The following is a 12,951-nucleotide window of genomic DNA, read 5'->3' on the forward strand; positions in this document are numbered from 1 at the left end:
GATGACAACATTCCACCCTATACTTGAAAGATCATAGTACAACAAAAAAACCGTTCCGACTCAACCGGAAACGGCCTTTTGATGAAGCTTTCAACATTATTAAGACCCTATGGCCTCATGTAGAGCCTGGACATATGCTACACCCAGATTAGAGAGAGAAGTACTCTTGTGGCTTATCCACCCTACATTAATGGATTCCTCACATTCCAGCGGTACAGGAATAATCTCGTTTCCGTTCAGATCAGCGCTAAGTACACCCGTAGAGATCGTATAACCATTCAGACCAATCAACAGGTTAAACAATGTTGCGCGGTCATTAACCTGTATGCTTTTGGGGTGAGATAACGTACTCAGGATCTCTTCGGAAAAATGAAAGGAATTGTACTCTCCCTGGTCAAATGACAAGTACGGATAATCCTGCAATTGCTCGATGGCAACCGACTCCTGCTTCGCCAGCGGGTTCTTCACACTGATAAAGATATGGGGCTTCGCTGTAAACAAGCTCGTGAAGACCAGACCCGCATCTTTTAACAATTTGTTAATCACCTTAGCATTGAACTCATTCAAATACAGGATGCCAATTTCACTACGCAGGCTTTTCACGTCCTGAATAATCTCGTAGGTCTTTGTCTCCCGAAGCGCCAACTCGTATTCATCCTGACCATACTGCTGTACCAGGCGAACAAAGGCATTCACTGCAAACGCATAATGCTGCGTCGATACGGAGAAGTGCTGCGGGGATGGCTTGGCGTTCAGATAACGGTTCTCCAGCAATTCAGCTTGTTCTACCACCTGACGTGCATAACTCAGAAACTCAACGCCTTCTTTAGACAGAGATATTCCCTTATTGGTGCGTTCAAAAATAGTAATACGCAACTCCTGCTCCAGATCCCGAATGGCATTCGAAAGGCTGGGTTGCGAGATAAACAACCTTTTGGCTGCTTCATTCATGGAACCGCGCGTGGCAACTTCGATCACATATTTTAGTTGTTGTAATGTCACTGCACTATTCCTCTTTTCGTATCAATTGAATCTATTATATACCAAAAGAGGATCAGACCTTAAGCCATGCTTGCTGTCGGTCTGACTACAATCTCATTTACGTCCACCTCTGCCGGCTGGCTAATGGCAAACAAGATACTTTGCGCAATCGTCGAGGCGGGAATGGATATGCGCCGATACTCTTTCATGAGATCACGTGCTTCTTCATCAGAAATCGTATCCGCGAGTTCCGATTCCGTCACGCCTGGTGATATAAGGGTTACGCGGATATCTCCGCCTACTTCCTGTCGCAACCCCTCCGAGATGGCGCGGACTGCGTATTTGGTTGCACAATACACCGCTGCCGTTGGTGACACGGCATAGGCTCCAATAGAGGCGATATTAATAAACTGGCCGAAACCCTGCTTTTTCATGACGGGTAGTCCAGCCGCAATGCCATGCAGAACACCACGAATGTTAACATCTATCATGCGATTCCACTCATCTACCTTTAACGCTTCAAGGGGAGATAGCGGCATGACTCCAGCGTTATTTAAAATAACATCGACACGTCCATAGCGAGTTAGAGCGAGGTCAACGATGGTTTGCATCTCTTCCAATCTGGTAACATCCAGCGAATGATACTCCACTGATCCGCCCTCCAAACGAATGGAGGAGGCCAATGTCTCCAAACGGTCCACACGCCTAGCTCCAATAACTACATGCGCTCCATGCTGTGCAAGCAATCGAGCTGTTGACTCACCAATTCCACTACTCGCACCGGTAATCACAACAACTTTCCCTTTTACATTGGACATATTATATCGCTCCTTATTTGGTTGTTATTGTACATTTTCTCTATACAAAACCATGCCTGCATGATACAAAACGCCGTCCCTGAAGTCTCCATCCGCTGTAAATCCCGTATCATCCACGTATTCTATATGTTCCCCATGAACAACATAGCAACCCTGATATGCACTTTGCCGATCTCCTCTTGCTTCATCATATCTACCGCAAGGAAGAAGTTCGTGTCTGATATATCCATCCTTTGTGACCCACATCCCCACATACGGGTGTTTGGGTTCTTGTTGGTCGCCCATTGAATTGCGCTCCATTGTTTCTCACTCCTCTCTGCTTCAAAAGATTCCGTTGCTTATCTCCATTATGTAGAGGATCAGTCGTTGTACGATAGAAAAATCCCGCAGTATTCTTGCCTATTCCTCCAGTGCGTTTTAAAATAATAGTAATAGTGGTTTACAAGGGGGCTGCAATTCATGTTTATCAAAACCAATGAAGCAGATACAGGCATCACAGAGCAGCAGCAACAATTGGCTCAACTTATTGAGCATTTCACCCCAAATGACGGGATACATCCAACAGCAATTCCATCCCTTGCCTTAATCCGTGCCTCCGAGATCTCACAACCCATATATTCCGTTCATCAGCCTGCCCTCTGCATTGTCGCTCAAGGTTCCAAATTAGTTATACTCGGCCGCGAGAGTTACACCTACGACCTGTCACAATATTTGGTAGCTTCCGTAAACTTGCCTATTTCAGGGCAGGTTGTAAAGGCTACAACCAAACATCCCTATCTATGTATTCGACTGGATTTTGATTCAGGGCAGATTTTCGATCTGATTCAGGATACGTCTTCTGCACAACCCAAACCTGACCATTCAACACAAAGAGGATTGTTTGTTAGCTCAACCAAACCTTCCCTTCTTGAAGCCGTGATCCGATTGGTTCGGCTGCTGGACACACCTGAAGACATTCCCGTTCTTGCCCCTATGTTTATCCGCGAAATTCTATATCGTATTATTCAGGATGAACATGGACATTCCATCAAGCAGTTTGCTATTCAGGACAGTCATGCACAGCACATCGCCAAGGTGATCGAAGTCATCCAATCTGATTATGCTAAGCCACTTCGGATTGAACAACTTGCTGCCATGATCAACATGAGTTCTTCCTCATTACATCATCATTTCAAAGCTATTACCGCCATGAGCCCTTTGCAATTCCAGAAACAAATTCGATTGCATGAAGCCCGGCGAATGCTGCTTGCAGGTTCAACTGATGCCGCCGACGCTGCGTTCCAGGTTGGCTATGAAAGTCCGTCTCAATTCAGCCGGGAGTATGCCCGCATGTATGGTCTCCCTCCCAAAAGCGATATCAAACGACTTCGTCATACACTCGATATTAAATACTAGAAACAGCAAAAAGACCCGCGTCATCATGACGTGGGTTTTCGGATTCATATAGGCAGCAGCGCCATCAAGAGAATAGGTTCTGTTTTTCAAAAACAGACAACTGATTCTCCCCGCTAATAGGACATTCATCAGGATACATACTTCGTTTCTCCAACTTCTCGTCGATAAAATCAACCACCTGCTGTAGCGAAGCAATCTGGGCTTCAACTTTCTTCCGGTGATTCACCAGCATCTCCCGTTCATCCGGGAAATCAGCAAGATCGGAATCCATGGACATTTGTAAATAAGGCTTCATTTCCTCCAGAGACATCCCTGTTTTTTTCAGGCAAGTGATCAACTTCATCGTGTGAATATCTTCCAGGCGGTATACCCTATGCCGATTGACCTTGCGTTCAGCTCGAGGAAGAAGTCCAATTTTCTCATAATAACGAATTGTATCTTCCGATAATCCGGCCTGTTCTGACGTTTCTTTAATGGAGAACAATTCATTTTCGCTCATCATATGGGCCTCCTCCACTTTCATTTCTCTCCATATTACAACTTGGAGTCAGCTCCAAGTCAAGCATGATCGGCTCTCCTATCTCCCCCCTTGACTTGGAGTCGACTCCAAGTTATAGAATGAGCGCAGCATACAGATTCGTTCTGTAATCTCATTTCTTCTGGAGGTATATATGAATATACAAAATCAGCTTCGCACCGCTCTCATCACAGGGTCAACGTCAGGAATTGGTCTTGAACTGACACGCAAGTTACTGGCTGAACAATGGCAGGTCATCGGTCTCAATCGTTCCACTTTCCCGACTGACGATACCGATATTCAGAATGCATTACGATCAGGCCAGCTCCGGTTGGTTCAGGCCAACCTGACCAACTACGACAGTCTGAGAACGGCACTGGATCAGATTAAATCCGATACCAATTCGATCGATGTCTTGTTTAACAATGCGGGGGGCAGCGCTTCGGAGCTTCGTTTCTCTGATCAGGGGCATGAACTGCACTTTGAACTTCAGACGGTAGTCCCTTACATCATCTACATGGAATTAGTGGAGCTATTACTCAAAGGACAGATGAAAACAGTCGTCAATACTTCCACCACCGCGTTCAGTATGGTCAAACAATTTGATCTGAACATCCTGGAACGTCCAGCTGAATTCAAAAAGCTGTTTGGTCCCTATGCCATTTCAAAGCTCGGTTTATCCCTATGGACACGCGAGGTTGCCAAGTCTGCCAAAGCGGAAGGCATACAATTACTAAGCGTAGATCCCGGTGGAAATAATACGCTAAGGGGCAACAAAACATCCGGCCTGCCCTTCTATATCAAACCCATTATGAAATGGTTCTTTCCCCATCCAAGTCATGGCGCTTCATTGCTCTACAGTGCGGCTTTATCACCCACCAGACATGAATCCGGTACATTTCTGGTGAAAAATAAGGCGACAGCACTTCGTTTCACAGAGCAAGGTCCTGCCGTTCTCCACCGGGTAAACGAGATTTATGAACAGCGTTTCCGTACACTGTAGTCAGGAATACAGACGTGACCGCATGCGGTCACGTCTTTTTTTGTCGTTTGTCCCTCATATTATCCAGGCCATGATTCATAGGTGTAAACATCACGATACCATGTCGCGTGTGACATGGTACTGAATCTGGAGGGATCACTTCATGACCAAAGGACAGCAACCAAATGAAAAACCATTTATCATCCCGCAACCCATTCGCAGTGATGGCGCAGGAGGACCTGATCTGGGACCGAGAGACGTTATGAGAGATATACAAAACCCCGATATGCTGGTACCTCCGGCAACCGATAACGGGTTATTGCCCAATCTGAAAATGTCTTTTTCCGATACCCATATGCAATTGAACCATGGGGGTTGGTCACGTGAAATTACCGTCCGGGATCTCCCTATTGCCACTACACTGGCTGGTGTGAACATGAGCCTGACACCGGGAGGTGTACGGGAATTGCACTGGCATCAACAATCCGAGTGGGCCTATATGATCTGGGGAACGGCAAGAATCACTTCGGTGGATCAGAACGGACGTAATTTTATTGCGGATGTCGGGCCTGGCGATCTCTGGTTTTTCCCCAAAGGTCTACCCCATTCCATTCAGGGACTGGAGGAAGGTTGTGAATTTCTGCTTGTGTTTGATGACGGATCCTTCTCCGATCTGAATACGTTATCCATATCGGATTGGTTTGCCCATACCCCACCAGAGGTGCTGTCAGTCAATTTCGGAGTGCCCGAATCCGCTTTTCAGTCAATGCCGAAGGAACAGGTCTACATTTTCCAGGATACCGTCCCGGGTTCCACCGAGAGCCAGGAAGTACAGTCGCCATATGGCACCGTGCCTCTCACATTCAAACACCGGTTGCTGGCTCAAGAACCGCTCATCACACCCGGCGGAAGCGTGCGGATCGTAGACTCCACCAACTTCCCCATCTCAACTACCGTTGCAGCCGCACTCGTTGAGATTCGACCTGGCGCCATGCGTGAACTTCACTGGCACCCCAATGCAGATGAATGGCAATACTATCTGACAGGACAAGGGAGAATGACTGTTTTTGGAGGCAATGGCATTGCTCGCACGTTTGACTATCGGGCTGGAGATGTCGGATATGTTCCTGTCGCCATGGGACACTATATACAGAATACTGGCACAGACACTTTATGGTTTTTGGAGATATTCCGAAGTGATCGATTCGAGGATGTATCGCTGAATCAGTGGATGGCGTTAACCCCGCGGGATCTGGTCCGTGACAATCTTAATGCGCCGCCTGAGTTGCTTGATGCGTTGCGTAAAGTAAAATGGCCTGTCGTTTAATTTAGTATGTATATCTATCATTTGTGCTGAAATGGGGTAATTGTGAGAGAATCCTACTATACAAGGAGGAATATGATAGATGAGAGCCGTTACGTTTCAGGGAATAAAGGACATTCAAGTCAAAGAGGTTGAAGATCCCAAACTGCAACAGAAGGATGACATTATCGTTCGTATTACTTCCACAGCTATATGTGGATCCGATTTGCATATTTACCAGGGAGCCTTGCCTGCTGCAAAAGATTACGTTATCGGTCATGAACCGATGGGCATAGTAGAAGAAGTAGGCCCGGAAGTGACACGTGTGAAGAAGGGGGACCGTGTGGTCCTGCCTTTTAACATCGCTTGTGGTGAGTGCTTCTATTGCAATCATGACATGGAGAGCCAGTGCGATAATTCCAATGGCAATCCGGATATTCATACAGGGGGTTATTTCGGGTTCACCGAACGCTACGGAAATCACCCCGGAGGTCAGGCAGAATTATTGCGTGTTCCCTACGGGAACTTCACTCCGTTTGTGATTCCGGAATCCTGTGAACTGGAAGATGAAGCCCTATTGTTCCTGTCCGATGTTCTTCCAACCGCATACTGGAGCGTCGAGAATGCCGGAGTTAAACCGGGAGATACAGTCACTGTACTCGGTAGTGGACCCATTGGGCTGATGACGCAGAAGTTCGCCTGGATGAAAGGTGCCAAACGCGTTATTGCTGTGGATCGCCTGCCCTATCGACTGGAGAAAGCCAAACGTTTGAACGATGCAGAGATCTTTAATTTCGAAGATTACGATGATATGGGTGAGCACATTCGCGAGATTACAAAAGGCGGAACCGACGTTGTTATCGACTGTGTAGGTATGGATGGTAAAAAGAACATGCTGGAAGAAATCGGGCAGAAGCTGAAACTTCACGGCGGTTCACTGAGTGCGATTGAAATCGGCATGAAAGCGATCCGCAAATTCGGTACACTCCAACTTACGGGTGTATATGGCTCTTCCTACAACATGTTTCCGTTAGGCAATTTGTTTGAACGCAATATCAATCTTAAAATGGGACAAGCTCCTGTTATACATTACATGCCTGAATTGTTCCGCAAAATCACTGCTGGTGAATTTGATCCAACCGAGATCATCTCCCATCGGATTTCACTGGAGAATGCAAGCGATGCGTATCGCATTTTCAACGATCATGAAGACGAATGTATCAAAGTTATACTTAAACCCTAAACCGTCGCTTTGATTATCAATATGCAAAATAAAACAAGCAGAACTACCTATTCAAGGTACTCTGCTTGTTTTATTTTATCAACATTCAACCTGTTACCGTTGCATAAACTGCTCAGCTAAATGGTCCTTTACCCAATCAGATATGAGTCGGTTTAATCGCTTGGATATACACACTTTCTCCTTGGAAGCTGTCGAGCTTCCCGTTCTTGTTCACTTCAAAATTGAAAAATTTTCTAATGATGGACGGTGCACTCAACATACTTGCTTCAAGTTCCCTTCTCTCCCGTTCCGGCAGTGCTGCACGGTTACACCACTCTTCAAACTTAAAGCGCTTCTGGAAGGAAACCATCGTTTCCATTCGGAAGCCGGCATACTCCAGCATATGAATCCATTCCGTCTTGCGCCATGCTCGAACATGGCTTGCATCCCGGCACTTCTCCACTTCATTGTAAAACTGGTCATTCTCATCACGTTCAGGTGCCACGTTGTCAATGAATAACAACCTTCCACCGGGCTTCATAACTCGTAATGCCTCATGAACAAACGAAGAAACGTCCGGAAAATGGTGGGCAGCAATGCGGCAGGTCACTAGGTCAAAGACATCATCATCGAATGGCAGCTTCTCTGCGTCCCCGGCTACAAAATCTACATTACCGTGTCCATTCCCCTGGATAAACGCTTCAGCTACCTGAAGCATTTCTTCCGTTAGATCGAGGGCTGTCACCCGCTGAACAAGTGGAGCCAATGCATTCGCGACATGCCCTCCTCCAGTGGCGATATCCAGCACGTGCATATCCGGAGTGGCTTGAGATGAAGCCACGAGCAGCGCGAGATCCTCACCTTTGGCATGCCCCGAACTCGTCACGTATTTACCTGCATTTTTCGCAAACTGCTTCTGCACCTGACTTTTGATTACATCAGACATTCCAATTCCTCCTGCATAAGTTTCATCAGACGAAACATAGTTTCAAAATATAATTATATTTAGTTTACCACACATGAATGTAAAATCTAAATAAACATTTTACACATATCCGGAAGCAACTTTCCACTACCTGACGAAAAAGCTGAAATAAAAAACATCTCCCAAGTGAATTTCACCCAGGAGATGTTTCTTATATCTGTTACTTCACAAGCGTTGGTGACTTCTTCCACAGTCCCAGAATCAGACCGGAGATCACAGAACCAATTGCAACAGCAAGCAGGAACAATAATGCGTGGTTCGCCAGTGCTGCAACAAAGATCCCGCCGTGCGGAGCTGGCACATTAATGCTCCACAGTTGTGTCAATCCGCCAGCAACAGCGGAACCCAGAATACAAGAAGTCAACACACGCAATGGATCAGCCGCAGCAAATGGAATTGCACCTTCTGTAATGAAAGAGAATCCAAGTACATAGTTAGTCAGGCCGGATTTGCGTTCTTGTTCTGTAAATTTGGATTTGAAGAACGTTGTTGCAAGTGCAATCGCCAGAGGAGGCACCATACCGCCTGCCATAACCGCTGCCATCCATGCACCGTCTGTATTACCACTGGATGTGAATACACCAATGGCGAACGTGTAAGCCGCTTTGTTGAATGGTCCACCCATATCGATGGACATCATGCCGCCAAGCAGCAAGCCCAGCAATACCGCATTACCTGTACCCAAGTTACCAAGTGCACCTACCAGCCAGGTGTTCAGGGAACCAAAGATTGGATCAAAGACATAGAAACTGATGGCACCCACGATCAGCAAACCAAATACCGGATACAGCAAGATTGGTTTCAAGCCATCAATCGCTTTTGGCAATCCTTTGAACAACTTACGGAGACCAACAACGACATAACCCGCCAGGAAACCAGCAGCCAAACCACCAAGGAAACCGGCGTTTGAGTTAACTGCCATCAATCCACCCACCATACCAGGCATAAGGGCCGGGCGATCACCAATGCTCATCGCGATAAATCCGGCAAGTACCGGAATCAGGAAGTGGAACGCACCTGTTCCGCCACCGATCGTTTGAAGCAGTTGCACAATCGGATTCTCAGGGCTAGCAAGCTGTTCGAACAAGAAGGAGATTGCTAGCAGGATACCGCCACCTACAACGAAAGGCAGCATATGCGAGATACCGTTCATCAGATCTTTATAGATTTTGCTACCTACACTGATCTTACCCGTGTTTGCGCCATCTTCTTTGGCATTTCCCCCTTGGCTGTGATAGATCGGAGCATCACCGTTAACGGCTTTGCGAATCAGCTCTTCGGATTTACGAATTCCATCACTCACCGGTCTTTGCAACACCGGTTTGCCATCGAAACGTGCCATCTCCACATTTTTGTCTGCGGCAACGATAACCCCTTTAGCACGAGCGATCTCATCAGCAGTTAGAACATTCTGTGCTCCTTCGGAGCCATTTGTCTCTACGCGAATATTAATGCCCATTTCCTGAGCTTTCTTTTTAAGTGCATCTTCAGCCATAAACGTATGAGCTATACCGGTTGGACAGGCTGTAACCGCAACAACAAAATCTTCCGAATTGGCATTACCTACAATGACCCCAGAGGTATTCTGTTGCTGATTGCTAGTGGAGCCCGATGCGGCATTTGCTGCTTTTTCAGCTTTTGCTTTTTCTTTGGCTGCTTCCTTCTCCGCTGCTTCTGCCTGTTTGGCATCAAACAATGCACTAACTTCCGCAGGTGTATCTGTACTCATCAATTGTGAGATGAAATCGCTATCAATCAACAACCTGGAAAGAGCTGCAAGCGTACGCAGATGGGTATTACCCGCGCCTTCTGGAGCCGCAATCATGAAGAACACATGAGCTGGCTGATCATCCAACGCTTCAAAGTCAAGTCCTTTTCTACTCTTGGCAAATACAACTGTTGGTTCGTTCACTGCTGTTGTCTTGGCATGTGGCATCGCAATTCCGCCACCGATCCCCGTGCTGGATTCAGCTTCTCTTTTATAGATCATTTCCTTGAACAGGACCGGATCATTAATTCGTCCGCTTCGGTTCAGGCTTGCAATTAGTTCATCAATAGCCTCATCTTTGGTTGTGGCTTGCAGGTCCATGATCATCGTTTCCTGGATCATCAAGTCTGTTATTCTCATCTTGGTACACTCCCTTAAGTTCAGTCGGCCTGCCTAGGCAGGCCTCACTACATTACAATTACAATGAAAAGCTTTTATATGTCTTTTAAATTAGATTGTCGAAATGGTTACTTGATTGCGTAGTTCATCAATCAATTCACGTGTTGCCAGATCATCCGAGAACGCAGTCGCGCTTCCAGATGCAACCCCTGTGCGGAAAGCTTCCAGCAAATCTCCGCTCTGTACATAAGTACCTACGAATCCGCCAATCATGGAGTCACCGGCACCAACCGAGTTTTTCACAGTGCCTTTTGGCACATTCGCATGATGAACTTCGGCTTTGGTAATGAATAGTGCACCCTCACCTGCCATGGAGATCAACACATGTTTAGCACCGGCTTCCAGCAACTTACGCCCGTATAACACCAGTTCCTCGCGAGTATCAATCGTTACACCGAACAGTTCAGCCAGTTCATGATGATTTGGCTTCACCAGCAATGGTGCATGTTCAAGAGCTTCCATTAACGCAGGGCCAGTTGTATCAATCACAAATTCGGCACCCGTTTGCTTGCATACTTTAATGAGACGATCATAGAAATCCGATCCAAGTGAAGGCGGCACACTTCCGGAGAGGATGACAATATCTCCTTTTTCCAACGAAGACAATCTGTGAAGCAACTGCTCTGCCTCTTCGGCACTAATTGCAGGTCCAAGTCCATTAATCTCTGTCTCTTCTCCATGCTTCAGCTTGATGTTAATGCGAGTATCGTCTGCGATTGTGACAAAGTCTGTCCGTATGTTATCTTCTTGCAACTTGTCATTAATGAAACGTCCAGTAAATCCACCAAGGAAACCAATGGCCGTGTTATCTGCTCCAAGTTGATTCAGTATGCGAGAGACATTAATGCCTTTGCCGCCAGGGAGCTTCAAATCCCGATTCATTCGATTCAATCCGCCAAGTTTCAGCTCATCCACTTCCACGATGTAATCAATGGACGGGTTAAGTGTTATCGTATATATCATCGTTATCCCTCAATTATTTTAGTTTTCTGGGCGATTCCAGGCCGCCAATGTTCTGGCATCTGCTCAGTAATCAAATCGGCCTCCTCCAAATCAAACAATTTGGCAAAAGTAATTTCCCCTATTTTGCTGGAATCAGCCAGCACATAAGATTTTCCCGATAATTGATGTGCACGCCTTTTAATCAAGGCTTCCTCCGGATCCGGTGTTGTATACCCCATTTCGGGATCAACTCCGTTGCTTCCAAGAAAACATTTATCAAAACGGAAATTATCCATGTTCTGTAATGCGATACTGCCAATGACTGCTTTTGTATGAATTTTCATCATACCTCCGAGCAAATAACTGCGAATACGTTTGCTTACCAAAGCTTCAACATGTGAAAGTCCGTTAGTAACAACCGTTACGTCTTTAGCTTCAATAAAAGGAATCATGGCTAACGTTGTCGTTCCTGCATCCAGATAAATGCATTCGCCATTTTCGATCTCCTGTGCAGCCAAACGGGCAATCGTCGTGTTTTTTTGAATGTTTTTGAACGTTTTTTCTTCCATGCCCGGTTCCAGCGTTTTTTCATTCACCAGTGCGGCACCGCCGTGGATGCGTTTGAGCATCTGACGACTCTCCAGATCGATCAAGTCACGCCTAATCGTTGATTCAGAAGCACCCAACACATCAACTAGTTCTTGCAATTTCACAATTCCCTGTAAATGTAAGCGCTCTATAATTGCAGCATATCGTTCTTCAGTCAGCATCTTCATTCCTCCAACTGCTTCTATAGTATCATAATCCACTCAAAAAACAACCACTTTCATTCAAAATAATTTAAAAACATTCAAAACCCGCATCTTTCGACTCACGCAACTCATACTCTTCCGCACTAATCAATATTATTCGGGCCCGCGAGCCTCGTTCTGATCACTCCTAATCCTTGTAAAGATGGATTTAGAGTTCGTCAGAGACTGGAGTATTCATCGAACGAAGTTTCCCTGTCCATAAAGATGTCATTCCGTGCGCTTCATATCCATTAAAAATCCTGCAGCATCCGGCGCTTCAAGCGCGGCGTTGCAGGATTTAACTATTCATAGGATTTACATGCGCGTTTATGACTCTACAACCATTGCATCCGGTTTGGGTTTAAGCCATTTACCTTCTTCATTAATAAAAGCCCCCTTGAAGCGGCCCATCTCCAATTGTTCTATCAACCGCTCCTCATCCATGACCAGAATCTCAGCCAATTGCCCCGAGGTGTAATAATCAGCAGGATTGTAATCGAGCAGCACAGGAACAGACGTATCATATAGTTCTTTGATCAGATTCTCAAAGGAATGCCGACCCAGATTCTCCATGTCTCTATAAAACTGCAAATGTTGGGACACCATATTACGGAAAGATTTATTCTCCAGATGCATCCACAACGTATTGCAGGCCTGAACACTCATATGATTTTGTTCCACATCGTAAAATTGAACTTCTTCAATCTTCATGTATTTCTCTTGAAATGCTACGATCTTAATCAAAGGTACATTTCGTTTACGCGACGCTTTCTTCAAATGGGCTCTAAATTGTTCATAGTTCATTTCATTCATCTATTATCCCTGCCTTTAACATGTTCCAACCGACA

The 12,951-nt window shown here is 45.9% G+C and carries 13 protein-coding genes; 4 read left to right on the forward strand and 9 right to left on the reverse strand.

All coding sequences use genetic code 11. The features are described from left to right. Window positions 1-99 precede the first annotated feature (99 nt). From ACE04G_RS29620 to ACE04G_RS29630, 3 genes are read right to left on the reverse strand one after another with little or no spacing between them, the layout of a single operon-like run. Complete coding sequence (locus ACE04G_RS29620) at window positions 100-1,002, reverse strand: LysR family transcriptional regulator (protein WP_076209057.1); 903 nt, start codon at window positions 1,000-1,002, stop codon at window positions 100-102. Window positions 1,003-1,061: 59 nt separating this feature from the next. Further along, on the reverse strand, window positions 1,062-1,799 hold the full coding sequence (locus ACE04G_RS29625; RefSeq protein WP_221823286.1) for an SDR family oxidoreductase: 738 nt from the start codon (window positions 1,797-1,799) through the stop codon (window positions 1,062-1,064). Window positions 1,800-1,823: 24 nt separating this feature from the next. Continuing rightward, entirely contained in the window at window positions 1,824-2,099 is a 276-nt protein-coding gene (locus tag ACE04G_RS29630; RefSeq protein WP_221823284.1) for an Atu4866 domain-containing protein, read from the reverse strand. A 159-nt stretch (window positions 2,100-2,258) separates the two neighbouring features. Here ACE04G_RS29630 and ACE04G_RS29635 point away from each other — a divergent pair, with 159 nt between their 5' ends. Further along, window positions 2,259-3,194, forward strand: coding sequence for an AraC family transcriptional regulator N-terminal domain-containing protein (locus ACE04G_RS29635; protein WP_449003920.1), 936 nt, complete (start codon window positions 2,259-2,261; stop codon window positions 3,192-3,194). 64 nt (window positions 3,195-3,258) lie between these two features. On the opposite strand, the gene ACE04G_RS29640 is transcribed toward ACE04G_RS29635, so the two are convergent. Next, window positions 3,259-3,696, reverse strand: a complete 438-nt coding sequence (locus ACE04G_RS29640; RefSeq protein WP_221823280.1) for a MerR family transcriptional regulator — start codon at window positions 3,694-3,696, stop codon at window positions 3,259-3,261. A 169-nt stretch (window positions 3,697-3,865) separates the two neighbouring features. On the opposite strand from ACE04G_RS29640, the gene ACE04G_RS29645 reads away from it, so the two are divergent. The 3 genes from ACE04G_RS29645 (at window position 3,866) to ACE04G_RS29655 (ending at window position 7,239) form a co-directional block, all read left to right on the forward strand. Continuing rightward, window positions 3,866-4,714, forward strand: coding sequence for an SDR family NAD(P)-dependent oxidoreductase (locus ACE04G_RS29645; protein ID WP_449003922.1), 849 nt, complete (start codon window positions 3,866-3,868; stop codon window positions 4,712-4,714). A gap of 142 nt (window positions 4,715-4,856) precedes the next feature. Continuing rightward, window positions 4,857-6,020, forward strand: coding sequence for an oxalate decarboxylase family bicupin (locus tag ACE04G_RS29650; protein WP_449003923.1), 1,164 nt, complete (start codon window positions 4,857-4,859; stop codon window positions 6,018-6,020). 79 nt (window positions 6,021-6,099) lie between these two features. Then, the gene (locus tag ACE04G_RS29655; RefSeq protein WP_449003924.1) at window positions 6,100-7,239 is read left to right on the forward strand and encodes a zinc-dependent alcohol dehydrogenase; all 1,140 of its coding nucleotides are present in this window, start codon (window positions 6,100-6,102) and stop codon (window positions 7,237-7,239) included. Between the two features lie 136 nt (window positions 7,240-7,375). On the opposite strand, the gene ACE04G_RS29660 is transcribed toward ACE04G_RS29655, so the two are convergent. The 5 genes from ACE04G_RS29660 to ACE04G_RS29680 all read right to left on the reverse strand — a co-directional run bounded on the left by ACE04G_RS29660 (window position 7,376) and on the right by ACE04G_RS29680 (window position 12,916). Next, the gene (locus ACE04G_RS29660) at window positions 7,376-8,164 is read right to left on the reverse strand and encodes a class I SAM-dependent methyltransferase (protein ID WP_449003925.1); all 789 of its coding nucleotides are present in this window, start codon (window positions 8,162-8,164) and stop codon (window positions 7,376-7,378) included. Between the two features lie 199 nt (window positions 8,165-8,363). Beyond that, the gene (locus ACE04G_RS29665) at window positions 8,364-10,331 is read right to left on the reverse strand and encodes a PTS fructose transporter subunit IIABC (protein ID WP_449003926.1); all 1,968 of its coding nucleotides are present in this window, start codon (window positions 10,329-10,331) and stop codon (window positions 8,364-8,366) included. A 90-nt stretch (window positions 10,332-10,421) separates the two neighbouring features. Beyond that, window positions 10,422-11,333 carry a 1-phosphofructokinase gene (pfkB, locus tag ACE04G_RS29670; RefSeq protein WP_449003927.1) on the reverse strand — a complete coding sequence of 304 codons (912 nt, stop codon included), beginning with the start codon at window positions 11,331-11,333 and terminating at the stop codon, window positions 10,422-10,424. 2 nt (window positions 11,334-11,335) lie between these two features. Then, entirely contained in the window at window positions 11,336-12,082 is a 747-nt protein-coding gene (locus tag ACE04G_RS29675; RefSeq protein WP_486095396.1) for a DeoR/GlpR family DNA-binding transcription regulator, read from the reverse strand. Window positions 12,083-12,430: 348 nt separating this feature from the next. Then, window positions 12,431-12,916, reverse strand: coding sequence for a hypothetical protein (locus ACE04G_RS29680; RefSeq protein WP_449003928.1), 486 nt, complete (start codon window positions 12,914-12,916; stop codon window positions 12,431-12,433). Window positions 12,917-12,951 lie beyond the last annotated feature (35 nt).

This window comes from Paenibacillus sp. AGC31, from assembly GCF_057334655.1.